Annotated in this window: 24 protein-coding genes, 2 pseudogenes and 1 riboswitch; of the genes and pseudogenes, 11 read left to right on the plus strand and 15 right to left on the minus strand. The window is 54.7% G+C overall.

Features of this window, described 5'->3' with window-relative positions:
* Positions 1 to 137 precede the first annotated feature (137 nt).
* Positions 138 to 797 carry a 7-cyano-7-deazaguanine synthase QueC gene (queC, locus tag ACTHSL_RS09220; RefSeq protein ID WP_440381173.1) on the minus strand — a complete coding sequence of 220 codons (660 nt, stop codon included), beginning with the start codon at positions 795 to 797 and terminating at the stop codon, positions 138 to 140.
* A gap of 142 nt (positions 798 to 939) precedes the next feature.
* Between queC and ACTHSL_RS09225 the strand changes: the two genes are divergently transcribed.
* Both ACTHSL_RS09225 and ACTHSL_RS09230 read left to right on the plus strand, forming a co-directional pair.
* Positions 940 to 1,116, plus strand: a complete 177-nt coding sequence (locus ACTHSL_RS09225) for a hypothetical protein (protein ID WP_003770091.1) — start codon at positions 940 to 942, stop codon at positions 1,114 to 1,116.
* A gap of 249 nt (positions 1,117 to 1,365) precedes the next feature.
* The gene (locus ACTHSL_RS09230; RefSeq protein ID WP_338196674.1) at positions 1,366 to 1,947 is read left to right on the plus strand and encodes a superoxide dismutase; all 582 of its coding nucleotides are present in this window, start codon (positions 1,366 to 1,368) and stop codon (positions 1,945 to 1,947) included.
* Between the two features lie 54 nt (positions 1,948 to 2,001).
* On the opposite strand, the gene ACTHSL_RS09235 is transcribed toward ACTHSL_RS09230, so the two are convergent.
* From ACTHSL_RS09235 to queF, 3 genes are read right to left on the minus strand one after another with little or no spacing between them, the layout of a single operon-like run.
* Positions 2,002 to 2,685, minus strand: coding sequence for an HAD family hydrolase (locus ACTHSL_RS09235; RefSeq protein ID WP_440381191.1), 684 nt, complete (start codon positions 2,683 to 2,685; stop codon positions 2,002 to 2,004).
* A gap of 54 nt (positions 2,686 to 2,739) precedes the next feature.
* On the minus strand, positions 2,740 to 3,417 hold the full coding sequence (locus ACTHSL_RS09240) for a 7-cyano-7-deazaguanine/7-aminomethyl-7-deazaguanine transporter (RefSeq protein ID WP_440381174.1): 678 nt from the start codon (positions 3,415 to 3,417) through the stop codon (positions 2,740 to 2,742).
* Positions 3,414 to 3,887 (minus strand): preQ(1) synthase, encoded by a 474-nt coding sequence (gene queF / locus ACTHSL_RS09245; RefSeq protein ID WP_440381175.1) that lies wholly within the window; start codon positions 3,885 to 3,887, stop codon positions 3,414 to 3,416. The genes ACTHSL_RS09240 and queF overlap by 4 nt, the downstream gene beginning before the upstream one ends.
* A 4-nt stretch (positions 3,888 to 3,891) precedes the next feature.
* Positions 3,892 to 3,936: riboswitch (PreQ1 riboswitch) on the minus strand.
* Between the two features lie 156 nt (positions 3,937 to 4,092).
* Between queF and ACTHSL_RS09250 the strand changes: the two genes are divergently transcribed.
* A complete protein-coding gene (locus ACTHSL_RS09250; protein WP_440381176.1) occupies positions 4,093 to 4,746 on the plus strand; it encodes an IS1595 family transposase in 654 nt (217 codons plus the stop codon).
* Between the two features lie 465 nt (positions 4,747 to 5,211).
* Positions 5,212 to 6,810 carry an isocitrate lyase gene (locus ACTHSL_RS09255; RefSeq protein WP_440381177.1) on the plus strand — a complete coding sequence of 533 codons (1,599 nt, stop codon included), beginning with the start codon at positions 5,212 to 5,214 and terminating at the stop codon, positions 6,808 to 6,810.
* Positions 6,811 to 7,070: 260 nt separating this feature from the next.
* On the opposite strand, the gene ACTHSL_RS09260 is transcribed toward ACTHSL_RS09255, so the two are convergent.
* Complete coding sequence (locus ACTHSL_RS09260) at positions 7,071 to 7,313, minus strand: glutaredoxin family protein (protein ID WP_440381178.1); 243 nt, start codon at positions 7,311 to 7,313, stop codon at positions 7,071 to 7,073.
* 118 nt (positions 7,314 to 7,431) lie between these two features.
* On the opposite strand from ACTHSL_RS09260, the gene ACTHSL_RS09265 reads away from it, so the two are divergent.
* Positions 7,432 to 8,565: a M14 family metallopeptidase gene (locus ACTHSL_RS09265; protein ID WP_440381179.1), complete on the plus strand. Its 1,134-nt coding sequence runs from the start codon at positions 7,432 to 7,434 to the stop codon at positions 8,563 to 8,565.
* 81 nt (positions 8,566 to 8,646) lie between these two features.
* The gene (locus tag ACTHSL_RS09270) at positions 8,647 to 9,525 is read left to right on the plus strand and encodes an EamA/RhaT family transporter (protein ID WP_440381180.1); all 879 of its coding nucleotides are present in this window, start codon (positions 8,647 to 8,649) and stop codon (positions 9,523 to 9,525) included.
* Positions 9,526 to 9,651: 126 nt separating this feature from the next.
* Here ACTHSL_RS09270 and ACTHSL_RS09275 read toward each other — a convergent pair whose 3' ends face one another.
* The 3 genes and pseudogenes from ACTHSL_RS09275 to ACTHSL_RS09285 form a co-directional block, all read right to left on the minus strand.
* A complete protein-coding gene (locus tag ACTHSL_RS09275) occupies positions 9,652 to 10,281 on the minus strand; it encodes a DUF2238 domain-containing protein (protein WP_440381181.1) in 630 nt (209 codons plus the stop codon).
* A gap of 46 nt (positions 10,282 to 10,327) precedes the next feature.
* Positions 10,328 to 10,927: a CDP-alcohol phosphatidyltransferase family protein gene (locus ACTHSL_RS09280; RefSeq protein ID WP_440381182.1), complete on the minus strand. Its 600-nt coding sequence runs from the start codon at positions 10,925 to 10,927 to the stop codon at positions 10,328 to 10,330.
* 72 nt (positions 10,928 to 10,999) lie between these two features.
* Positions 11,000 to 11,106, minus strand: a pseudogene (locus ACTHSL_RS09285) (IS5/IS1182 family transposase); the annotation flags it as partial.
* Positions 11,107 to 11,163: 57 nt separating this feature from the next.
* Between ACTHSL_RS09285 and ACTHSL_RS09290 the strand changes: the two are divergent.
* Positions 11,164 to 11,682 (plus strand): DUF1543 domain-containing protein, encoded by a 519-nt coding sequence (locus tag ACTHSL_RS09290; RefSeq protein WP_440381183.1) that lies wholly within the window; start codon positions 11,164 to 11,166, stop codon positions 11,680 to 11,682.
* 129 nt (positions 11,683 to 11,811) lie between these two features.
* On the opposite strand, the gene ACTHSL_RS09295 is transcribed toward ACTHSL_RS09290, so the two are convergent.
* The 3 genes from ACTHSL_RS09295 to waaF form a co-directional block, all read right to left on the minus strand.
* Complete coding sequence (locus tag ACTHSL_RS09295) at positions 11,812 to 13,107, minus strand: adenylosuccinate synthase (protein ID WP_041961405.1); 1,296 nt, start codon at positions 13,105 to 13,107, stop codon at positions 11,812 to 11,814.
* Between the two features lie 106 nt (positions 13,108 to 13,213).
* Positions 13,214 to 14,365 carry an ATP phosphoribosyltransferase regulatory subunit gene (locus ACTHSL_RS09300; protein ID WP_440381192.1) on the minus strand — a complete coding sequence of 384 codons (1,152 nt, stop codon included), beginning with the start codon at positions 14,363 to 14,365 and terminating at the stop codon, positions 13,214 to 13,216.
* Between the two features lie 158 nt (positions 14,366 to 14,523).
* Positions 14,524 to 15,543 (minus strand): lipopolysaccharide heptosyltransferase II, encoded by a 1,020-nt coding sequence (gene waaF / locus ACTHSL_RS09305; protein ID WP_440381184.1) that lies wholly within the window; start codon positions 15,541 to 15,543, stop codon positions 14,524 to 14,526.
* A 230-nt stretch (positions 15,544 to 15,773) separates the two neighbouring features.
* Here waaF and ACTHSL_RS09310 point away from each other — a divergent pair, with 230 nt between their 5' ends.
* Positions 15,774 to 16,595, plus strand: coding sequence for a hypothetical protein (locus tag ACTHSL_RS09310; protein ID WP_440381185.1), 822 nt, complete (start codon positions 15,774 to 15,776; stop codon positions 16,593 to 16,595).
* A 69-nt stretch (positions 16,596 to 16,664) separates the two neighbouring features.
* Here ACTHSL_RS09310 and ACTHSL_RS09315 read toward each other — a convergent pair whose 3' ends face one another.
* The gene (locus ACTHSL_RS09315) at positions 16,665 to 16,859 is read right to left on the minus strand and encodes a zinc-finger domain-containing protein (protein ID WP_440381186.1); all 195 of its coding nucleotides are present in this window, start codon (positions 16,857 to 16,859) and stop codon (positions 16,665 to 16,667) included.
* Positions 16,860 to 16,991: 132 nt separating this feature from the next.
* Here ACTHSL_RS09315 and queA point away from each other — a divergent pair, with 132 nt between their 5' ends.
* Positions 16,992 to 18,035 carry a tRNA preQ1(34) S-adenosylmethionine ribosyltransferase-isomerase QueA gene (queA, locus tag ACTHSL_RS09320; RefSeq protein WP_440381187.1) on the plus strand — a complete coding sequence of 348 codons (1,044 nt, stop codon included), beginning with the start codon at positions 16,992 to 16,994 and terminating at the stop codon, positions 18,033 to 18,035.
* Between the two features lie 55 nt (positions 18,036 to 18,090).
* Here the strand turns inward: queA and ACTHSL_RS09325 are convergent, their stop codons facing one another.
* Both ACTHSL_RS09325 and ACTHSL_RS09330 read right to left on the minus strand, forming a co-directional pair.
* A complete protein-coding gene (locus ACTHSL_RS09325) occupies positions 18,091 to 18,744 on the minus strand; it encodes a cytochrome b/b6 domain-containing protein (protein ID WP_440381188.1) in 654 nt (217 codons plus the stop codon).
* Positions 18,745 to 18,834: 90 nt separating this feature from the next.
* A complete protein-coding gene (locus ACTHSL_RS09330) occupies positions 18,835 to 19,707 on the minus strand; it encodes a YicC/YloC family endoribonuclease (protein WP_049249363.1) in 873 nt (290 codons plus the stop codon).
* A gap of 95 nt (positions 19,708 to 19,802) precedes the next feature.
* Between ACTHSL_RS09330 and rph the strand changes: the two genes are divergently transcribed.
* Both rph and ACTHSL_RS09340 read left to right on the plus strand, forming a co-directional pair.
* The gene (gene rph / locus ACTHSL_RS09335) at positions 19,803 to 20,531 is read left to right on the plus strand and encodes a ribonuclease PH (protein ID WP_440381189.1); all 729 of its coding nucleotides are present in this window, start codon (positions 19,803 to 19,805) and stop codon (positions 20,529 to 20,531) included.
* A gap of 13 nt (positions 20,532 to 20,544) precedes the next feature.
* On the plus strand, positions 20,545 to 21,105 hold the full coding sequence (locus tag ACTHSL_RS09340) for a pseudouridine synthase (protein ID WP_440381190.1): 561 nt from the start codon (positions 20,545 to 20,547) through the stop codon (positions 21,103 to 21,105).
* Between the two features lie 239 nt (positions 21,106 to 21,344).
* On the opposite strand, the pseudogene ACTHSL_RS09345 reads toward ACTHSL_RS09340, so the two are convergent.
* Positions 21,345 to 22,101: pseudogene (locus tag ACTHSL_RS09345) on the minus strand (IS110 family transposase); the annotation flags it as partial.

The following is a 22,101-nucleotide window of genomic DNA, read 5'->3' on the forward strand; positions in this document are numbered from 1 at the left end:
GGTTCGGGTTAAGGGTAAATCTGATTGCAGGACTGATTAATGCGATGGGATGAATATTTTCGCAAGAGGTCTAATATGTTTTATTTGGGTATTTCATAATGTAATTGAGACATATGCGGCTTGCAGTTGTTTATTTTTCAGACGGCCTTTTGGCTTTCCAAATATTCCGCCAGCCCGCACTCGCGCAACACGCAGCTCGGGCATTCGTGGCAGCCGCCGACGATGCCGTTGTAGCAGGTGTGGGTCTGCTCACGGATGTAGTCCAGCACGCCCATTTCGTCCGCCAGCGCCCAAGTTTGCGCTTTGGTCAGGTACATCAGCGGGGTGTGGATTTGGAAGGCGTAGTCCATCGCCAGACTGAGGGTGACGTTCATGGATTTGACGAACACGTCGCGGCAGTCGGGATAGCCGGAGAAGTCGGTTTCGCACACGCCCGCGATGATGTGCCTGATGCCCTGTCCTTTGGCGTAGATGGCGGCGTAGAGCAGGAACAGGGCGTTGCGTCCGTCCACGAAGGTATTGGGCAGGCCGTCTGAAGCGGTTTCGATGGCGGCGGTGTCGTCCATCAGGGCGTTGTGCGTAATCTGCTGCATCAGGCTCAAGTCGAGTACGGTTTGTTTGACGCCCAAATCCTGCGCGATCCAGCGGGCGCGTTCCAGCTCGACGGCGTGGCGTTGCCCGTATTGGAAGGTGATGGTTTGGACGTTTTCGCGCCCGTAGGTTTGAATCGCCTGAATCAGGCAGGTGGTGGAGTCCTGGCCGCCGGAGAAGATGACCAAGGCTTGTTGGTTTTGCATGGTGAATCCTAGTTTTGGTAACGCGGGAGGTTTGCGAACCGCGTGGTTGGTGTAAATCGATGGATTATAGCGGATTTGGTACATCGCCGTTAATCGGCGTAGAATGACGGCCTTCCAATAACGAAATCAAGAGTGAAAAACAATGTTTTGGGCAATTATTTCTGTATTTTCAATTATCGTGGCCGTTTTAGTGATTTGGGTCAATGCGAGCGCTTTCGGTATGGAGGAGCGCGATCATAAAGAAGCGTCGGATTATGAAAAGCGTTTCGGCTTGGGACCTCAGCCTGTATCCAAAAAAGACAGCGAGCCATCCGAATAACGGCAAACAAAGGTTTCAGGCCGTCTGAAAAGGGCAAAACGGGGATGTTGCATCGGATTCTGCCGCTTCTGCCTTGAGTTTTTCTACTTTCCCATCAGACCGATGCTATGGCGGGCAAATAAAAGTTTAATTGGTTTCCGATGCCGAAACGGGTAAAATCCGCTAAGCCTCTGTCTTTCAGACGGCCTTTTCCGGCCGGGACGAATCGGCCGCCACAATCAATCGAATAAAAATATCAGGAGTATCACTATGGAACACAAACTGCCAGAACTGCCTTATGCCTTGGATGCTTTGGAACCGCACTTGTCCAAAGAAACCTTGGAATACCACTACGGCAAACACCATCAAACCTACATCACCAATCTGAACAACCAAATCAAAGGCACTGAATTTGAACATGCCCCTTTGGAAGAAATCGTTAAAAAATCTTCCGGCGGCGTATTCAACAATGCGGCACAAACTTGGAACCATACTTTCTACTGGTTGGGCTTTACCCCCAAAGGCCAAGGCAAGCCTTCCGGCGAACTGGCCGCTGCCATTGATGCGAAATGGGGCAGCTTCGAAGCCTTCCAAAAAGCGTTCGATACCTGTGCCGCCGGCACTTTCGGTTCCGGCTGGGCATGGTTGGTTAAAACGCCGGCCGGCGAATTGGATTTGGTATCCACCTCTAACGCCGCTACTCCTCTCAACAGCGACAACACCCCCTTGCTGACTTGCGACGTATGGGAACATGCCTACTACATCGACTACCGCAACAGCCGTCCGAACTATCTGAACGGCTTCTGGGAAATCGTAAACTGGGACGAAGTTGCCCGCCGTTTTGCCGCCTAAGCTTGATTTGAAGTACACAGGCCGTCTGAAAACATATTTCAGACGGCCTTTTCCTTATTGCCGTTTATCCGGCCAAGCAAGGCTTGCAACAGGTGGCAAAGTCAAAATATCCGGCGGCATCTCGACCACAAAATCGGCAGGCCAAGTATCCGTCCGATCGCTTTCTGCAATGTATCCCCACGAGGCTAAGACGGTTTTCATTCCCGCATTCCTGCCCGCCTCCATATCGCGCTCCGCATCACCGACATAAAGGCACTCTTGCGGGTGCACATTGATTTGTTCGCAGGCGTAAAGCATGGGTTTGACCGAAGGTTTGGCTTCGTCGCAGCTATCTCCGCTGACCACTGTCTGCGGCGGGATAGAAAAGCCGAGTTTTGGTACCAAACGGTCGGTAAACTTTTTCGGCTTGTTGGTGATGATGCCCCATTTCAGGCCGCGTCGGTTCAATTCGCCAATCAGTTTATTGACTCCGTCGAATAAAACCGTGTCGCGGTCAAAACAACGCTCGTATTCGGCCAGATATTCCTCGCGCCACCGGCCGTATTCGGGATGCTCCTTACCTATGCCCGCACCAAATCCGATCAAACCGCCTGCGCCGTGACTGGCAACAGGGCGGATATCTTCTATACTTTTCTCCGGCAGGCCGTGCCTGCGCAACAAAGCATTCAATGCACCGCCCAAATCCAAAGCGGTATCGGCCAACGTGCCGTCGAGATCGAATAAAACAGCCTTAATCATATTCATCAACCTAATAAAACCGCCGTCCGGCAATCGCGGCCGGTACGGCAAACATTACCGCCCGTCGTGCAGCACCGTTATTTTCTTTACCAATATATTCAGCATCAACCCGTATGCCGGAAGGAAAAACAGCGTACAGATAACCAGCTTGAACAAATAATCCACAACCGCAATCTGAGGCCAATTTTCCGCCATAAAGGCATCCGTACCGGCATGGAAGGCAATCGCAAAGAAGAGTAGGGTATCGACCGCATTGCCGACAAAAGTGGAAGCTGTCGGTGCCACCCACCATCTTTTCAGACGGCGTAAACGGTCGAAGACAAAAATATCGAGCAACTGCCCCACAGCATAGGCGGCAAAACTGGCGGTGGCAATGCGGAATACCAAACCGTCAAACTCAGCCAATGCCGCCGTCCCCTGCCAGATGCCTTGGTGGAAAGTCACGGATATGGCATACGACAGCAGGAGTGCGGGAAACATGGAGAAAAAAACCACCCGCCGCGCAGGCCTGCGGCCGAATATGCGGACGGTCAAATCGGTGGCCAGAAAAATAAACGGGAAACTCAATGCACCCCAAGTGGAATGCACCTCATAGCTGTTGGGCAAGGTAACGGTAAAAGGAAACTGCACCAAGTAATTGCTTGCAGCAATTACGGCGATATGAAAGGAAACCAGCCAGAACAACGCCTTTCGTTGTTGCAAAACACTGAATCCGCGTATATCCGCATTCATAGCATATCGTGCTTGAACAGGCGTTCGCGCGCCAATTGTTCGAATTCCGTCCCCTCCTGGCCGTAATTGGCAAACGGATGGATGGCAATACCGCCGCGCGGAGTAAATTCGCCGAACACTTCAATATACTTCGGCTGCATCAATCCGATTAAATCCTTCATGATGATATTGACGCAGTCTTCGTGGAAATCACCGTGATTGCGGAAGCTGAACAAATACAGCTTGAGGGATTTGCTTTCCACCATTTTTTTCCCCGGAATATAGCGTATGTGTATGGTGGCAAAATCCGGCTGCCCGGTTATCGGGCACAGGCTGGTAAATTCGGGGCAGATGAATTTGACGAAATAATCGTTGTCGGGATGCTTATTGTCGAATGCTTCCAAAACTTCCGGCGCATATTCGGTTTTGTATTGATTGTGCTGATTGCCGAGCAGCGTGATGCCCCGCAACTCTTCAGAAGAACGCGTCATAGAAAATTCCTTAGTTTTTTATTGTGGGAGGATTGCGAACCACATTTTGCAAAGCGGCGGATTGTAAACCATAGCGAATTAAATTCAAACCGGCAAAATGTTGCCCGACTTTGCAGAATTGCTTGAGCCGCCTCGGCTTTTCGGCTTTTCGCGATGCAAATTTTATGGGACTTTACTAGATTAGTAGATATGTTACCCTCGAAATATGAAGATAACACACTGCAAATTAAAGAAAAAAGTACAGAAAGAACTGCTCCGGTTTTTTGTACTCGAAGTTACCGCCCGTTCTGCCGCCGATATTTTGGGTATCCATCCCAATTCGGCAGTCCTGTTCTACCGCAAAATCCGTATGGTCATCAGCCATCATTTGGCCTTGGCTGCCGATGAGGTTTTTGAGGGCCCTGTCGAGTTGGACGAAAGCTATTTCGGCGGACGGCGTAAAGGCAGACGTGGTCGCGGCGCGGCAGGAAAAGTGGTTGCCTTCAGCATTCTGAAACGCAACGGACGGGTCTATACCGTTGTCGTAGATAATGCCAAGTCCGATACGTTGATGCCTGTTAGCAAACAGACAATCATGCCGGACAGCATTGTTTATACCGATAGTCTGAGCAGCTATGACAAGCTAGACGTAAGCGGTTTTATCCATTACCGCATCAATCATTCCAAAGCGTTTGCCGACCGTCAGAACCACATGAACGGCATTGAGAATTTTTGGAATCAGGCAAAACGCGTCTTGCGCAAATACAACGGAATTGATCGCAAATCCTTCCCGCTGTTCTTGAAAGAATGCGAATTTCGGTTTAACTTCGGCACACCGTCTCAACAGCTTAAAATCTTGCGGGATTGGTGTGGAATTTAGGGTTAATCTAGTACAGCCCCAATTTTATTTTCTGGAAAATATTGGTTTTTTTCAATAAAGCCGGTTTACGGGAAATATCCGGAATCATATTTTTCATTCCGATATGGTTGGATAATATAAAACTACAAGTCATTACACATAAGGCGATATTTAATTACCTGAAACACATCGGTTTATAAAATAAAAACCTTCTTTGATAACATTAAAATAACAAAAAACTGCCTAAATTTTAGGAAACGAGGCCATAAAATACACGTTTGCCCCTGAGTTTGGCGGGAAAATATCAAATATCCGCTTAAACGTACTCCCGAAGAAGAAAAAATCCCCAATCAAATCAAAAAAACATACTTGGCAAGTATAAAATTTGCAGGTAAATTCACGTCAAGCCGCTCGACTACACGCCATTACAAAAGCGTTGCGGCGTTTTTATCAGAACCAAATTGAAGAGAGTAAAGGAGCATCACAATGGCTAATTATCAGGAAGAAATCAAAGCAGCAGAACAAGTCAAAGAGGCGCACGGCCAGGGTTGGGCAGCCATCACCCCTGAATACGTTGCCCGCATGCGTTTGCAAAACCGCTTCAAAACCGGCTTGGACATTGCCAAATACACCGCCGCCATCATGCGCCGCGACATGGCCGAATACGATGCCAATCCTGCCAACTACACCCAATCTTTGGGCTGCTGGCACGGTTTTATCGGACAGCAGAAACTGATTGCGGTGAAAAAACACCATCAAACCCCGAACAAACGCTACCTCTACCTTTCCGGCTGGATGGTTGCCGGTATGCGTTCCGAATTCGGCCCGCTGCCCGACCAATCCATGCACGAGAAAACCTCTGTCCCCGCATTGATTGAAGAGCTGTACACCTTCCTGAAACAAGCGGATGCCCGCGAACTTGATTTGCTGTTTACCGCTTTGGACGAAGCCCGTGCCGCAGGCGACAATGCCAAAGCTGCCGAAATCCAAGGCAGAATCGACAACTTCGAAACCCACGTCGTGCCGATTATCGCCGACATCGATGCCGGTTTCGGCAATGCGGAAGCCACCTACCTGCTGGCGAAAAAAATGATTGAAGCCGGTGCCTGCTGTATCCAGATTGAAAACCAGGTATCCGACGAAAAACAATGCGGCCACCAAGACGGCAAAGTAACCGTTCCCCATGTGGACTTCCTGGCCAAAATCAATGCCGTGCGTTACGCTTTCTTGGAATTGGGCGTGGACGACGGCGTGATTGTCGCCCGTACCGACTCCTTGGGTGCAGGCCTGACCAAACAAATCGCCTTCTCCACACGGCCGGGCGATTTGGGCGACCAATACAACAGCTTCTTGGAAGGCGAAGAAATCACCGACCTGAGCCAAATCAAAGCCGGCGACGTGATTGTGAACACCAACGGTAAAACCATCAAACCGACCCGCCTGCCGAGCAACCTTTTCCAATTCAAAAAAGGCACAGGCGTAGACCGCGTGGTGCTGGACTGCATTACCTCGCTGCAAAACGGTGCGGACTTGCTGTGGATTGAAACCGAAAAACCGCATGTCGGCCAAATCAAAGAAATGATCGACCGCGTGCGCGAAGTGATTCCGAACGCCAAGCTGGTATACAACAACAGCCCGTCGTTCAACTGGACGCTGAACTTCCGCCAGCAAGTATTCGATGCTTGGAAAGATGCAGGCAAAGACTTGTCCGCCTACGACCGCGCCAAACTGATGAGTGCCGAATACGACGAAACCGAATTGGCGAAAGAAGCCGACGAGCGCATCCGCACCTTCCAGCGCGACGCGTCCGCACAGGCTGGTATTTTCCACCACCTGATTACCCTGCCGACCTACCACACCGCCGCCCTGTCCACCGACAATCTGGCGAAAGGTTACTTCGGCGACGAAGCCATGCTGGCTTATGTGAAAGGCGTTCAGCGTCAGGAAATCCGCCAGGGCATCGCCACCGTGAAACACCAGAACATGGCCGGATCGGACATCGGCGACAACCACAAAGAATACTTTGCCGGTGAAGCCGCGCTGAAAGCGGGCGGTAAAGACAACACCATGAACCAGTTCCACTGACCCATGGTTAAACAATAAGGTTTTCAGACGGCCTGCGGTCTTCTTCCATCCCTTCGCCGTCAGGCCGTCTGAAAAGCCTTTATCCTCTTTGTCCGCGCAGAGTTGAGCTGTGCGGATGAAGTACAGGCTGTAGCCTGTATTGTTTGTGAAGCGTAAATCTCTGATTTGAGGTATTGCGGCAGCCTTTTTAGGTTGCCGCCTTTTTGTTTATAGACATATGTTGAAGCATCAAGGCCGTCTGAAATTCTCATGCCGCCTTTTCAGACGGCCTCTTCGTCCAAATGACGGCGCAGTTTTTCCTCATCCAAATGCCAATGGCAGATTTCCTTATCGCCGTCCAACAGCACGGGAACCAGCTCGTTATATTTTTCCTCCAGCAGCGGATCGTCGTCCACATCCACCACTTCCAATTCAAAAGGCCGCTCCTGCTGCAAAGCCGTCAAACGGTCGCGCATGGCGTGGCACAAGCTGCAATATTCGCGGAACATCAAAGTCAGTTTCATATCTTTTCCAATTTTTCAGACGGCCCGATTATAGCGGAAAGGCCGTCTGAAAGATGGCGCAGGCTGGCGATAGAACCTATAATGCCGCGTTTCCAACCTTTTTCTTTCCGGGCATTTTATGCTGAAAATCTCCACCCGATTCGACGGCGGCGCGGTCATCGTGCACGACCTGGCCGACCCTCAGAACATCCGCCTTTCCATCCGTCCCGACAATGCTTCGGATTTCGCCCAATGGTTTTATTTCCGCCTTCAGGGCGCGGCTTATCAAAACTGCGTCATGCACTTTGAAAACGCCGCCTCGTCCGCCTATCCGTCGGGCTGGGAAGACTATCAGGCGCGCGCCTCCTATGACCGCCAAAACTGGTTCTGCGTGCCCACCCGTTACGAAAACGGCGTGCTGACCATCGAACACACGCCCCTGTCCAACAGCGTGTACTACGCCTATTTCGAACCCTATTCCTCCGAGCAGCACCTCAACCTGCTGGGCGACGCGCAAGGCAGCGGCCTGTGTCAGATAGACGACTTGGGCAGCACCGTCGAAGGGCGCGACATCAATCTGCTGACCATAGGCAACCAAGTTGAAAGCGATTTGAAAATTTGGATTATCGCCCGCCAGCATCCCGGGGAAACGATGGCCGAATGGTTTATCGAAGGCCTGCTCGCCCGCCTGCTCGACCCCCAAGACCCGACCGCGCGCGCCTTGCTCGACAGTGCCACATTCTACGTCGTGCCAAATATGAACCCCGACGGCTCGGCCTTGGGCAACCTGCGTACCAATGCCGCCGGCGCAAACCTCAACCGCGAATGGCTCTCACCGAGCGAAGAGCGCAGCCCGGAAGTGTTTTATGTCCGCGAAAAAATGCGGGAAACCGGTGTCGATTTATTTCTCGACATCCACGGCGACGAAGGGCTGCCTTACATTTTCGTGGCGGGAACCGAAGGCGTGCCCGGCTACGGCCCGCGCATTGCCGCATTGGAAAGCCGCTTCAAAGCCGCCTTTACCGCCGCCAGCCCCGATTTCCAAGACGAGCACGGCTACGAAAAAGACCGGCCCGGCCAAGCCGACCTCTCCATGGCGACAAACTGGGTGGGCAATACCTTCGACTGCCTGGCCTATACGTTGGAAATGCCGTTTAAGGACAACCACAACCTGCCCGACGACGATTTCGGCTGGAACGGCCAGCGGTCCCTGCGGCTCGGCGAGGCCGTCCTATCGGCCATATTGAACGTACTGCCCGAACTGCGCCCTTAAACAAACGCTTTTCAGACGGCCTGAACGCACCATCGTCAGGCCGTCTGAAAATTTAGCGGAAGCGGAAAGAAAAAGCGGATTATGTATTACCTCATCATCAGCATCTGTTGCAGCGTGGCGGTATCCGTCCTGCTGAAAATCGCCAAAAAGAAAAAAATCGACCTCGAACAAGCGGTAGGCGTGAACTACATCGCCGCCGTCGGCCTCACCGTGCTGTTTTTGCAGCCGGACACTGCAAACTGGCGGCAATACCTGTCCACCTGGTGGCTGTTTGCCGCCTTGGGCGTGCTGCTGCCGACGGTGTTCGTCGTCATGGGCAGGGCGGTGGATGCGGCAGGCATCGTCAAATCCGACGCCGCGCAACGGCTGTCGCTCTTCATCCCCGTTTTGGCCTCGTTCCTGCTGTTCGGCGAACAGCTGTCGCGCGGCCGCCTTATCGGCCTCGTCCTCGCATTTACCGCGCTGTTCTGCCTGCTGTGGAAACATGAAGGCGGGAAAAAAAGCGGCGGCTGGCAGAGTGCCGGGTTGCTGCTGGCCGTTTGGGCGGGTTACGGCATCATTGATGTCCTGTTCAAACAAGTGGCCAAAAGCGGTACGGCCGTACCCGGCAACCTCCTCGTGGCCTTTTGCCTGGCCGGCATCCTGATGTTCGGCCGCCTGTTTGCCAAAGGCAGTAAATGGACGGCCTCCGGCATCTTGGGCGGCCTGCTGCTCGGCTGCCTGAACTTCGGTAACATCCTCTCCTATATCCGCGCCCATCAGGCCATGTCCGACAATCCCACGCTGGTGTTTGCCGGTATGAACATCGGCGTCATCGTCTGCGGCACGCTCGTCGGCGCGGCCGCCTTCAAAGAAAAAATCAGTACCGTCAATGCGGCAGGCATCGCCATCGCCGTCTGCGCCATCGCCTGCCTGTTTTACTGGCCGCAACTGGCCGGGTTATTGGGTATTGCCGCTTGAGCAGCATAGATGGGAGAAGGGTAGAGGCCGTCTGAAAAACACAATTTCAGACTGCCTCCCTTATTTAAACTGTCTCAACGGCGGCAAAACAGCAATCGAATCAAACGCAACATTATCAACCGCATTTCATCCTTTTTCGCTAGAAATTTGTTTTTTGTCAGGCCGGGTAAACAGGAAGATAAGCAAGGAAGTCAGCGCGCCCAGCGTATCGGCGAGTATGTCTTTTTGCGCGTCCCAAATATCGCCTTGCGAACCGAGCACCTCCAGCCCCGCTTCGCCGCCGTCAATCACTGCATACTGCCATTCGATGACTTCGTAAGCCGCCGCCACGCTCATGATGAAGAACAAAGAGAAAAACAGGGCAAGGATAGGGCGGCAGAGTTTGCGGCGCAACAACCATTCCGCCATCGGATAGGCGTAGAAACCGATAATGTAGTGGCCGACGCGGTCGAAATGGTTGCGCCCTTCGCCTAAAAACGGCGCAAGCAGGCGGTTTGCCCAATCGAAGGGGACATCGGCGAAGGTGTAATGCGAACCAATGGTGTGCATAATCAGCCAGAAACTCATGAAAACATAAGCCAAATTGCTGAAGCGGAAGCGGCGGTAAGTGGCGATAAGCGCGACAAATACGATGGAAACGGGGATGATTTCTGCGTACCAAACAGCGCGGTCGGACGGATTGATGCCCGACCAGACGATGAGTGCGGCAATGAAAACCGTGAGCAGTAAAGGGAGGATGTGCGAAGTTTTTTGCATAAAATTTGTCGTTTTATCAATGGAATGGAAGAGGGGGGAGCTATTTTCAGACGGCCTTCAAACCATTGGCAACGCGTTTATAGCAGGTGTAAACCAATGCCGCGCAGGCCAACCACATGACGGCGTGGAAAACCACATGAAAGCTGCCCGCCACAGCGTACCACACCGCCAGTACGCCGATAAAGAACGCGCGGTCGCTCTTGCCGAACGGCCCGTCATAACGCCGCCCGTTGCCGTGTACCTGACCCAACACGCCGCAAAATTCCGTCATCGCCGCCAGCCAGACAAACAGGGTGATTTGCAGGCCGCCGAAAGGGGAGATAAAGGCGAAAGGCAGATACAGCGCGGCATCGGCGGCAACATCGGTGATTTCGTTCAGATAACCGCCCAATGCCGACTGCTGACCGAACTCGTGCGCCAGCATCCCGTCCACCGCGTTCAACGCCATGCGGACGAACAGCCACACGGGCAACAGCCAAAACAAGGCAGGAACCTGCGCGCCGAGCGACAGCAGCAGCCCGACCGCGACCGACACCGCGCAAGCCGCCAGCGTAACCTGATTGGCGGTTACACCGCGGTTATAAAGCGCACGCACCAGCGGGCGCAGCAGGTTTTGGAATTTGGGTTTGAGGGCGTAAATACTCATGATAGAGGCCGTCTGAAAATAAAAAATAAAGAGCCGCGATTATAGGGCAATCCCTTATAATCCGCCTGTTTATAGTGAATTAAATTTAAACCAGTACAGCGTTGGCTCGCCTTGCCGTACTATTTGTACTGCCTTCGTCTCGCCGCCTTGTCCTGATTTAAATTTAATCCACTATATCTCCATCAAACCGTGCAATATGACGGCAGGCCGTCTGAACGCCCGGAATCAAACACCCCATGCCCAAACTCTACATGTTCTATCTCGGCGGCAACGCGGGCCGCTCCAATATCGAAGTACACGACATCCAATTTGTCGTTTGCGACAACTACCAAGAGGCCGTCCCCGCGCTAAAGGCCGCATGGTTCGGCGATGTCGACAAAATCCACATCGACGGCTGGCAGATTGTCGAATGGGCGGACGGCTATGACATTACTGTCTCCGAACAGCCCGCCGAAGATGAAAGGCCGTCTGAAAACGCGCCGCGCCTGTATTTCGCCAACGTCGGTGGCTATTTGGCCGGACAGCTTGCGGAAGCGCACGCATTCGGTCTGTTTGCCGCCGCAAATCCTGCCGAAGCCAAAACCAAAGCCCTGAACACCCTTTTACCCGGCCATGCCCGACAACACAAAGACAATCTGAAAGACGTAGACAACCTGCTTGCCCTGGACCGCGTCGGCAAACACCGCATCATCTTGACACCGAATCCGCACGGCAGGCCGTCTGAAATCGGTTTTCAAGGCTACCCGCCGATTTAGCGGATTGACTGCAAACGGAAAGACACGGCTTCGCCCTGCCATACTGATTCAAAGCGGATTAAAAACAGAAAGAGGCCGTCTGAAAAGCCGATGCAGGGCTTTCAGACGGCCTCTTGGCGTTCAAACCATTTAGGCAAACGGATGTTGCAGCAGGATGGTTTCGTCGCGGTCTGGGCCTGTGGAAATGATGGCGACCGGCGCACCGCAGACTTCCTCAATCCGTTTCAGGTAACGCTTGGCGTTTTCCGGTAACGCGTCGTATTCTTTCACACCGAAAGTCGATTCCTTCCAGCCGGGCAGCGTTTCGTAAATCGGTTTGCATTTGGCCACGGCATCTGCGCCGAAAGGCAGGATGTCTATGGTTTTGCCTTCGAATTCATAGCCGGTGCAGATTTTGATTTCTTCGATACCGTCCATCACGTCGAGTTTGGTGATGCACATGCCGGTGATGCCGTTAATCTGAATCGAGCGTTTCAGTGCGGCGGCATCGAACCAGCCGCAGCGGCGCGGCCGGCCGGTTACCGAACCGAATTCGTTGCCGCGCTGCGCCAAACCCGCGCCGACTTCGTCGAACAATTCGGTCGGGAACGGGCCCGAACCGACGCGCGTGGTGTAGGCTTTCACAATGCCCAGCACATATTGCAGCATATGGGGCGGAACGCCCGCGCCGGCGGCGGCCGCGCCGGCCGAACAGTTGGACGAGGTAACGAAGGGGTAGGTGCCGTAGTCGATATCGAGCAGGGTGCCTTGCGCGCCTTCGAACAGCAGGCGTTCGCCCTTGGCGTTTTTCTCGTACAAGGTGCGGGCGACATCGTGAATCATCGGCAGGATGCGTGCCTTAAAGCCGTTGATTTTCGCCATGATTTCGTCAAAGCTGACCGGAGCGGCATGATGCAGGTGTTCGAGTTGGACGTTGTAGAGTTCGACGTTGGCGCGTACTTTTTCCGCCAGTTTTTCATCATCGAACAAATCCACCACCCGCACGGCGCGGCGGGCGACTTTGTCTTCGTAAGCCGGGCCGATGCCGCGGCCGGTCGTACCGATTTTTTTATCGCCCTTCGATGCTTCGCGTGCCTGGTCCAAGGCAATGTGGTAGGGCAGGATGAGGGTGGCGGTCGGCGCGATTTTCAGACGGCCTTCCACGTTTTTCACGCCTGCGGCAATCAGTTCGTCGATTTCGCCCAGCAAGGCTTCGGGGGAAACCACCACGCCGGAGCCGATGAAGCAGTCCAGTTTTTCATGCAGGATGCCGCTCGGAATCAGGCGCAGGATGGTTTTTTTGCCGCCGACAACCAGCGTGTGGCCGGCATTGTGCCCGCCCTGGAAGCGGACCACGCCGCCGGATTGCTCGGCCAGCCAATCCACAATTTTGCCTTTGCCTTCGTCGCCCCACTGCGAACCGATGACCACTACGTTTTGCGCCATACTATTACCTCGTTGAAATGTTTGAAAATAAGATGTTAAGGCCGTCTGAAACGTTTATGCGGCCTTTCAGACGGCCTGTCCGTTTTTAAAAGGCCGTCTGAAAGGCTCAATCGCCGAGGACAACCCATTTTCCGTCCTGTTTCAGCAAACGGCGCGAACCGTCGCGCGTGCTGTTTGCCTCCATGCCGTAATCGACGACCACCGTTTCGCCCCCGGCCCGCAGGCGGGCAATTTCTTCCACCGCATCAGCCGTATCGGCCAACGCCACCGCAATCGCCGTGCGGCGTCCGCCTTGGGGCAGGCGGCCCAGGAACTTGCGCAAGTCGAAGCTGAAGCCGGTGGCCGGACGGCTGCGGCCGAAATATCCGCCCAAGCCGTCGTAACGTCCGCCGCGCGCCACCGCATCGTGCCCGTCGCTGCCGTAAGCCGCATAAAGCAGGCCAGTGTGGTAGTTATCGACCCGCAATTCGGCCAAATCGATGTGAACCGCCCGTTGCGGGAAGGCTTGGCAGACGGCTTCCAGTTCGTCCAATGCTTTGCTGATTAAAGACAAATCCGGCAGTTTTTCCCGCGCCTGCGCCAATATTTCGCGGCTGCCGTACAACGTGGGCAGCAGGGAAAACGCTTTGCGCCACATGCCGTCCAAAGCCCAGGCTTCCACCTGTCCGCGGACGGCGGCCACGTTTTTGTCCTGCATCATGGCCAACAGCGTTTCCGCCTGCTGCGGCGACAGTTCGGCCGACGCGGCCAGTGCGCGGAATACGCCGATATGCCCCAAAGACAGCAGCACGTCGCCGAAATCGGCCAAGGCCAAACTGTCCAGCATCAGGCCGATGATTTCGATATCGGCTGCAATGCCGTCGAAGCCGTAAAGCTCGGCACCGGCCTGCAAAGGTTCGCGGCTGTTGAGGAAGCCTTCCGGACGGGCGTGCAGCACCGAGCCCGCATAGCACAGGCGGTTGATGCCTTGATTGGCCGACAGCAGGTGGGCGTCGATGCGCGCCACCTGCGGCGTGATGTCGGCGCGGATGCCGAGCTGGCGGCCGCTGATTTGGTCTACAAAGCGGATGGTTTTCAGGGACAGTCCCGAATCGATATGGGTCAGCAGCGAATCGCTGTACTCCATCAAAGGGGGATGCACGAGTTCGTAGCCGTGCGAGCGGAACAATGCCAATAATTTCTCTTTTGCACTTTCAAGCTGACGTGCGCCGCTTGGAAGGATATCGGCGATATATTCTGGTAGTTGCCAAGACTGCATCATGATTGGTTTCCGACGCCCGGAGGCAGGGCAAACCGCCTGAATCCGTGCGTCTGTCGGAGTTTTTTAAAGCCGAACTTTAACATAAAAAAACAAATTTTGCAGACGATTGAGTCATGCCGGAAATTTAGCCGTGCCTCAGGCCGCAGATATGCCGTTTATTCCGTTTGCGCCAATTCCTCCGCCGCTTTTTGAACCATGTCCGGCGTGAGTTTGTTCAGACAGTCGGTGTGTCCCAGCGGGCATTCGCGTTTGAAGCAGGGCGAGCATTCGAGGTGTAGGCTGACGATTTTGGCTTTTTGGCTCAAGGGCGGGGTGTGGTCGGGGCTGGACGAGCCGTAGGCGGCAACGAGTTTGCGGTCGAGAGCGGCGGCGAGGTGCATCAGGCCGCTGTCGTTGCAGACGACGGTGTCGGCGCAGGAAAGCAGGTCAATCGCTTCGGAAAGGTTGGTTTTGCCGCAGAGGTTGGTGCAGAGGTCGTCTGAAAGTCGGTTGATTTCTTCGGCGATGTCGAAATCTTTTTGCGAACCAAAGAGCCAAACCTGCCAGCCTTGCGCCAGATAGCGGCGGCCGAGTTCGGCAAAATGGCATGCGGGCCAGCGTTTGGCGGGGCCGTATTCCGCGCCCGGACAGAAGGCGAGAACCGGTTTATCGGTGTTTAAGCCGTATTTGGCAAGGGCGGCGGCGCGGCTTTCTGGGGAAATGGTGAAACGCGGGTTGTCAGAATGTCCGTTGAAGTCCGCCTGCGTCGGATGGGCGAGGGCGGTGTAGCGGTCGACCATCAGGGGTAGGGCGGCTTTGTCGAGTTTGCGGATGTCGTTGAGCAGCAAATAGCGCGATTCGCCGACGTAGCCGGTGCGCTGTTTGATGCCGGTGGCGAAGGCGATGAGGGCGGATTTGAGCGAGCCGGGCAGGACGATAACTTGGTCGTAACCTTGTTTGCCCAGTTCGCGCCCGATTCGCCAGCGTTTTTTCAGTTCCAACGCGCCGTGTCCGAACGGGTTTTCGATGACGCGGCTGATTTCGGGCATGCGCTCGAACACCGCCATCGACCATTTGGGCGCGAATGCGTCTATGGTGCAGCCGGGATGGAGTTCGTGCAGGCGGCGGTAAAGCGGCTGGGTCATGACGCAGTCGCCGATCCAGCTCGGGGTGATGATGAGGATTTTTTTGGACATGGTGGTAGGGCGTTTTTGTGTTGCGCGATATTGTATAGTGAAATGGAAGGGCGGGTATACGGCCTTACCGCACTGCCTTGCTTGGAAAACAGTTTGTCCGCGCAGCCGTTGCTGTCCGCTGTTCGGAACAGGGGAGGCCGTCTGAAAGTGAAAAATATCTAATTAAGGTTAAATTATGCTAATATGTGCCGCAATTTTATTACATCTGTTTGACTGAATAGGAAATAAATATGGGAAATGATGTTTTTTTCCACGCCGAGCCGTCGGGGGAAATGGATGAACGGCTGTTGGACGAACCCGCGTCCCGCAGTATCGTCCGCGGCGTGGAATGGATTATGGAGGGTTTTTTTCTGTTCCGCGAATACCCGCTGTCGTGGATGAGGATTGCCTTTATTTTGCTGGCCTGCGAATGGGCGCTGACTTCTTTGGCGCAGCATCTCTTTATTGCCGGATTGGTACTGCTGGCCATATATATGCTGTTCAAGGCGGGCGGGCTTTTGATGGCGGCTTCGATACAGGAGCATGAGGAACGCCCGCCCGGCATCGGTCAGATGTTTTTGATTTTGGAAGGCAAGGTATTCGAATTCATCCTGCTGCTGATTTTGCTGTTCTTTGCCGCCGCCGCATGGGGGTATCTGCTTTACGGCATAGCGGGAGCTTTGGGTTTGTGGAATCCACTCAGCGGAATGGCCGATATTTTTATGTTTTTATTGTGGTTTTTAACCGTTCAGCAATTATTGGGCTTTGCACCGGTATTGGTGTTTATCCAGGACGAAACGCCGATGGCCGCCATTATCCAAAGCATCAAAGCCAGCTTCAAAAACATCCTGCCGCTGACTTTGTCCGCCATCACGCAGGGATTGCTGATGGCGGCGGCATTTTGGCTGCTTGGTCGGCTGCTCGGTAACATTCCGGGCAAGGCGGTTACCTATATTTTTGTCGCCGTATGGCTGTTCTTTTCGATGGTGTCTTATCTCACTACCTATGCCGCCTACCGCGATATATGGTTCGAACCGATAGAAAGCGACGGTATCCAAACCGGCTACCGCTGAATATCCCGCTCTTAACAAACAGGCCGTCTGAAGCATTCAGACGGCCTGTGTCCATATCGGCGGCAAAACTCAATAACCGTGCGGTTTGATTTCGCCTTCCAGCTTGTAAATGGTGCCGCAATAGGGGCACTCGATGGTACCGTTGGATTGGATGGGCAGGAAAACGCGCGGATGGCCGTTCCAAGTTTCGTTGCGCGGGCCGCTGCAATGCAGGGGCAGGTCGTGCGGGGTAATGGTGATGGTTTCTTGATTCGGGTTGCTCATGGCAGTTCCTTTCGGGCAGGTTTGTATGCCGTTTATTTTACGGCATACGCGGCCGTTTGTGCAGGCGGAAACGGCGGCAGAGGCCGTCTGAAAAGGATATAATGCCCGCTTTTTTCAGACGGCCTCCATCCCATGCAGCTTTCCGATTTCGATTTCGACCTTCCCGAACACCTGATTGCCCAACAACCGCCCGCCGAACGCGGCGCAAGCCGGCTGCTGTCGGCGTTGCCCGGCGAACCCTTGCGCGACGAAATGTTTTCCGTCCTGCCGCAGCTTGCGGGCAGGGGCGACGTATTGGTGTTCAACAACACCAAAGTCATGAAGGCGCGCCTGTTCGGCCAAAAAGCCAGCGGCGGGAAAATCGAAGCCCTCATCGAACGGGTATTGGACGCACACACCGCGCTGGCGCACATCCGTTCTTCAAAATCGCCCAAGCCCGGCACCCAGCTGCTGTTCGACGGCGGGATAGGGGCGGAAATGACGGCACGGGAAGGCGAACTCTTCCGCCTGCATTTCGACGAAGAAGAAACGGTTTACCGCCTCCTCGAGCAGCACGGCCGGCTGCCGCTGCCGCCCTATATCGAACGGGCGGCCGACGGCGACGACGAGAGCCGTTACCAAACCGTGTACGCCAAACACCAAGGCGCAGTGGCCGCGCCTACCGCAGGCCTGCACTTTACCGACGCGCTGCTGGCGGAACTCAAAGCCAAAGGCGTGCGCCTGGCGGAGGTAACGCTGCATGTCGGTGCCGGCACGTTCCAGCCTGTGCGGACGGAGAACATCGCCGAACACAAAATGCACAGCGAATGGTACGACGTGCCGCCCGAAACAGTGGCGGCGGTGGAGGCGGCGAAGGCGGAGGGGACAAAAGTCTGGGCGGTCGGCACCACCTCGATGCGCGCGCTGGAATCGGCCGCGCGGGAAACAGGCCGTCTGAAAGCAGGGCGGGGCGATACCGATATTTTCATCACGCCGGGCTACCGTTTCCGCGTTGCCGACCGTTTGATTACCAATTTCCACCTGCCGAAATCGACGCTTCTAATGCTGGTCAGCGCGTTTTCCGGCATTGAGGAAATCCGAGCGGTTTACCGCCACGCCGTGGCAAAAGAATACCGTTTCTTCAGCTACGGCGACGCAATGGTGCTCGGGCGCAAGGATGATGCGGAATCCCTGTGATGGATGAAAAAAGGCCGTCTGAAAACAGTTTTCAGACGGCCTTTTGTTTCCCTGCTTACTTTCGAAGCAGCCAAATCAGGCAGACGGCCGCTGCGGCAACGGCGAGCGCGGCAACAAACGCGCCGATTCCGGCAAAACGCAGGGACGGCACGTTGCCCTGCCATTCTTTCAGGCCGGTTATCATCGGCGTAATCAAATCCTGCTTTTTAAACAGGCGGTAAAACAAAACGGCCGCGATATGCAGCCCGACCAGCAGAGCCAACAGGTTGAAAAAATTCACATGGATGCGGCGGAAGGTTTCGCCGCCGTTTTCCAGCCGGCCGTTCAGATAACCGTGGTACAGGAAAGTGTTTTCATCGGCGGCAAACAGGCCGGTCAGCACTTGGAAAAACAGGGCGGCCAACAGGGCGGCCACCATCAACGCGCCCAACGGGTTATGCCCGGGATGCGCCTGTTTGTCCCAAGTGCCGCGCAAATAGCTGCCGATTTGCAGGGGGCGGAAAAAACGGGCGAAGCGCGCCGTGTCGCTACCCCAAATGCCCCAGCACAGGCGGAAAACCAGCAGCGCGGCCACCAGCAGGCCGACGCGCAAATGCCAAGCCATCCAGCTGCCGCCGGTTTTCGCGCTGAACCACATGAAGGCGAGGGCAGCGGCCAGTGTCCAATGGAAAACGCGGACGGGCAAATCCCAGATTTTGATTTTCTGCATACTTTATCGTCTCGGTTTCATCGTTTCCCGCCGCTTTTTTCAGACGGCCTCAAAAGCGGTTTGAGGCCGTCTGAAAGCGGGCAGGGGGGCTTATTCGATATTCTGCACCTGTTCGCGCATCTGCTCGATTAACACTTTCAATTCGACCGAAGCCTGCGTGCATTCGGCGGCAATCGCCTTGCTGCCCAATGTGTTGGCTTCGCGGTTCAATTCCTGCATTAGGAAGTCCAAGCGTTTGCCGACGCCGCCTTTTTGCTCAGTGACGATGCGGCGGACTTCGGCGATATGCGTTTTCAGACGGCTGAATTCTTCATCCACGTCGGCTTTCTGCATATAAAGCGCGAATTCCTGCTTCAGGCGGTCTTCGTCGATATTCTCCACCGCTTCGGCCAAACGGGCGCGCGCCTTGTCCAAATGCGCCTGCAATAAGTGCGGAAACAGTTCGGACAGCGCATCCACAATGCCGTCCATCGCCTCCAGCCGCTCCAAGATATGAGCCTGCAGCTTTTCCCCCTCGCGGGCGCGGGCGGCGGAAAAATCCTTCACCGCATCGGACAAAAGGTTTTGCACGGCCAGCGCAAACGTTTCCTGATCTTCGGCCTGGCTGACCAGCACGCCGGGGAAGCGCAAAATATCGGCCACCGTCAGCTTGCCCAAGCCGTCGAACTGCTTGCGCCATTTTTCGTTTAAAGCCGCCAACTCGGCCGCCAAATCCTGATTGACGTGCAGTTCGGCCGCCCCGTTTTCCAAAGCCTGAATCTGGATGCGGCATTCGATTTTCCCGCGCACGGCAGAGGCGGCGATGATTTCGCGCAGGCTGCCTTCCAAATGGCGCAGGTCGTCGGGCATTTTGAACTGCACGTCCAAATAGCGGTGGTTCACCGCGCGGATGTCGAGGTTGATGCGTTTGCCGCCGCATTCGCCGGCCGCATTGGCAAAGCCGGTCATACTGTGAATCGTCATGTTTTTACTCCGTTTCTGTTTACGAGTGAAAGCAGGGGCAATATAACACATCCGCAGTGTTATAATTTTCATTTTTCAACAGACAGGACAACCCCATGACCGGCTATACCCGTACATCCCGCGCCGCCGATGCCTTACGCACCGTCAAAATCACCCCGAACTTCCTGCCGCACGCCGACGGCTCGGTTTTAATCGAATGCGGCAACACCAAAGTCATCTGCACCGCCAGCATAGACGAAAGCGTACCGCCGTTTTTGCGCGGCAAAGGGCAGGGCTGGGTAACCGCCGAATACGGTATGCTGCCCGCGTCCACCGCCACACGGATGCGGCGCGAGGCCGCGGCCGGAAAGCAGGGCGGGCGCACGCAGGAAATCCAACGCCTGATCGGCCGTTCACTGCGCGCGGCGGTAGACATGGCCAAACTGGGCGAAAGGCAGATTCTGATAGATTGCGACGTGATACAGGCCGACGGCGGCACGCGCACCGCATCGATAAGCGGCGCATACGTCGCTTTGGCGTTGGCCGTGAAAAAACTGCTTTCAGACGGCCTGATTGCCGAAAACCCGCTGACCGGCAGCATTGCCGCCGTATCGGTCGGCATCGTAAACGGCGTACCGCTGCTGGATTTGGATTATCCCGAAGATTCGGGCTGCGACAGCGACATCAACGTTGTGATGAACGGCGAAGGCAAAATCATCGAAATCCAAGGCACGGCAGAGGGCGCGCCGTTTGATTTCGACGAACTGGCCAAACTCGTCAAACTGGCGCAAAAAGGCATTGCCGAACTGTCTGCCCTGCAGCAACGCGCACTGGCCGAAGCATAAGGCCGTCTGAAACATGAAATCCCTGATTATCTTCAACAAACCCTGCGGCGTGATCTGCCAGTTCAGCCCGCATGAAAAGCATCCGAGTCTGAAAGACTACATAGACGCGCCCGGTTTTTATCCCGCAGGCCGTTTGGATACCGACAGCGAAGGCCTGCTGCTGCTGACCGACGACGGGCAACTGCAGGCAAGGATTACCCAGCCCCGCTTCAAAGTGGAAAAAACCTACTGGGCGCAACTCGAAGGCATACCGGACACTGACAAACTGCAACTGCTGCAACGCCCGATGGACTTAGGCGGCTTTACCGCCCGTCCGGCCAAAATCCGGCTGCTGTCCGAGGAAGAAACCGGCCGATTATGGCCGCGTAACCCGCCCGTGCGCGTCAGAAAAACCGTGCCTGATTTTTGGCTGGAAATTAAAATCAGCGAAGGCAAAAACCGCCAAGTCCGCCGCATGGCCGCCAAAGCCGGCTATCCCTGCCTGCGCTTGATCCGCGTAGCCATAGGCCGTCTGAACCTGTTTGACGAACAACTCGGCTTGGGAGAGTGGCGTTACAGCGAATCCTTGCCGTAATCAATCCAATCAGGAAATACAGGGAAAGAGGCCGTCTGAAAGCAGATTCAGACGGCCTTTTCAGGTAATGAAGAGGGAAATTTGTTGAAGTGCAAAGTGGAAAAGATGTTTTTCGTGGAGTAGGGTAGGGAACTCCTCTGGCATTATCTGAATCATGCAAAATTGTTAGTAATGCCGGGAGAGGAAAAGGGTAGCAACTGTATTTTTCACCCCGTCGGGCAAAAATACCAAAACTCAAATCAAGCCGTTTGGATACCGTTTTCGGTGGTACCGTTTTCGGCAAAATAATCACGCATCCGGGCATTCAATATCGTCAGCAGTTTGCGCATACATGCCGTAACGGCAACCTTATACGGCTTACCCTTGGACAGCAGGAGCTGGTAGAAATCCCGAATAAGCGGTTCAAAACGCACCGCTACCACGGTGGCCATATACAGCGCCTTACGCACCGCAGACCTTCCGCCGAAGCAGCGGCTTTTGAATTTGGTTTCCCCGCTCTCCCTCGGGTGCGGGGCAATGCCGACCAAACTCGCTAGCCGTTTGTGCGACAGCCGTCCCAATTCGGGCAGCATCGCCATCAGCGTAGCCGTCGTTATCGAACCGATGCCTTTGATTTGCTCCGCCACTTGGGCTTTGCCATCAAAATGCGTGTGGGTGTGGTCGTCGATTTGTTTGTCCAACTCGTCAATCAACCGGTCAAAATGGGCAATCAGTTGTTTGACGCTTTCGACTTGTGTCTCATGAACCTGATGCAGACGGTTTTTCTCGGCAGTCCGCATATCCACCAGTTGGTTGCGGCGGTTAACCAATGCTTCCAACACTTCTTCCGCTTCGGTGGGCGGGTGGTAGAGCATGGTTTGCCAACCTTCTTTCTACGTCATCATCTGTGCGAAGAAGGCGAGCATTTTGGCATCTTTGGCATCGGTTTTGGTCAGCGACTGCGATTGGGCAAACTGATGCGTCTGACGCGGGTTGGCGATGATCACGGCTATGCCT

It is taken from the genome of Neisseria sp. P0008.S010 (assembly GCF_051962715.1).
In the GTDB taxonomy this organism is placed as follows: domain Bacteria; phylum Pseudomonadota; class Gammaproteobacteria; order Burkholderiales; family Neisseriaceae; genus Neisseria; species Neisseria elongata.

What these genes read in the sequence shown, in the direction of transcription:
- ACTHSL_RS09240 (WP_440381174.1), bottom strand. Translation starts at nt 3,417, where the DNA reads ATGAATGCGGATATACGCGGATTCAGTGTTTTGCAACAACGAAAGGCG.
- ACTHSL_RS09275 (WP_440381181.1), bottom strand. Translation starts at nt 10,281, where the DNA reads ATGCAAAAAACTTCGCACATCCTCCCTTTACTGCTCACGGTTTTCATT.
- queC (WP_440381173.1), bottom strand. Translation starts at nt 797, where the DNA reads ATGCAAAACCAACAAGCCTTGGTCATCTTCTCCGGCGGCCAGGACTCC.
- ACTHSL_RS09230 (WP_338196674.1), top strand. Translation starts at nt 1,366, where the DNA reads ATGGAACACAAACTGCCAGAACTGCCTTATGCCTTGGATGCTTTGGAA.
- queA (WP_440381187.1), top strand. Translation starts at nt 16,992, where the DNA reads ATGCAGCTTTCCGATTTCGATTTCGACCTTCCCGAACACCTGATTGCC.
- ACTHSL_RS09270 (WP_440381180.1), top strand. Translation starts at nt 8,647, where the DNA reads ATGTATTACCTCATCATCAGCATCTGTTGCAGCGTGGCGGTATCCGTC.
- ACTHSL_RS09300 (WP_440381192.1), bottom strand. Translation starts at nt 14,365, where the DNA reads ATGCAGTCTTGGCAACTACCAGAATATATCGCCGATATCCTTCCAAGC.
- ACTHSL_RS09295 (WP_041961405.1), bottom strand. Translation starts at nt 13,107, where the DNA reads ATGGCGCAAAACGTAGTGGTCATCGGTTCGCAGTGGGGCGACGAAGGC.
- ACTHSL_RS09235 (WP_440381191.1), bottom strand. Translation starts at nt 2,685, where the DNA reads ATGATTAAGGCTGTTTTATTCGATCTCGACGGCACGTTGGCCGATACC.
- ACTHSL_RS09340 (WP_440381190.1), top strand. Translation starts at nt 20,545, where the DNA reads ATGAAATCCCTGATTATCTTCAACAAACCCTGCGGCGTGATCTGCCAG.
- ACTHSL_RS09225 (WP_003770091.1), top strand. Translation starts at nt 940, where the DNA reads ATGTTTTGGGCAATTATTTCTGTATTTTCAATTATCGTGGCCGTTTTA.
- queF (WP_440381175.1), bottom strand. Translation starts at nt 3,887, where the DNA reads ATGACGCGTTCTTCTGAAGAGTTGCGGGGCATCACGCTGCTCGGCAAT.
- ACTHSL_RS09265 (WP_440381179.1), top strand. Translation starts at nt 7,432, where the DNA reads ATGCTGAAAATCTCCACCCGATTCGACGGCGGCGCGGTCATCGTGCAC.
- ACTHSL_RS09260 (WP_440381178.1), bottom strand. Translation starts at nt 7,313, where the DNA reads ATGAAACTGACTTTGATGTTCCGCGAATATTGCAGCTTGTGCCACGCC.
- ACTHSL_RS09280 (WP_440381182.1), bottom strand. Translation starts at nt 10,927, where the DNA reads ATGAGTATTTACGCCCTCAAACCCAAATTCCAAAACCTGCTGCGCCCG.
- ACTHSL_RS09325 (WP_440381188.1), bottom strand. Translation starts at nt 18,744, where the DNA reads ATGCAGAAAATCAAAATCTGGGATTTGCCCGTCCGCGTTTTCCATTGG.
- ACTHSL_RS09330 (WP_049249363.1), bottom strand. Translation starts at nt 19,707, where the DNA reads ATGACGATTCACAGTATGACCGGCTTTGCCAATGCGGCCGGCGAATGC.
- waaF (WP_440381184.1), bottom strand. Translation starts at nt 15,543, where the DNA reads ATGTCCAAAAAAATCCTCATCATCACCCCGAGCTGGATCGGCGACTGC.
- ACTHSL_RS09315 (WP_440381186.1), bottom strand. Translation starts at nt 16,859, where the DNA reads ATGAGCAACCCGAATCAAGAAACCATCACCATTACCCCGCACGACCTG.
- ACTHSL_RS09310 (WP_440381185.1), top strand. Translation starts at nt 15,774, where the DNA reads ATGGGAAATGATGTTTTTTTCCACGCCGAGCCGTCGGGGGAAATGGAT.
- ACTHSL_RS09290 (WP_440381183.1), top strand. Translation starts at nt 11,164, where the DNA reads ATGCCCAAACTCTACATGTTCTATCTCGGCGGCAACGCGGGCCGCTCC.
- rph (WP_440381189.1), top strand. Translation starts at nt 19,803, where the DNA reads ATGACCGGCTATACCCGTACATCCCGCGCCGCCGATGCCTTACGCACC.
- ACTHSL_RS09250 (WP_440381176.1), top strand. Translation starts at nt 4,093, where the DNA reads ATGAAGATAACACACTGCAAATTAAAGAAAAAAGTACAGAAAGAACTG.
- ACTHSL_RS09255 (WP_440381177.1), top strand. Translation starts at nt 5,212, where the DNA reads ATGGCTAATTATCAGGAAGAAATCAAAGCAGCAGAACAAGTCAAAGAG.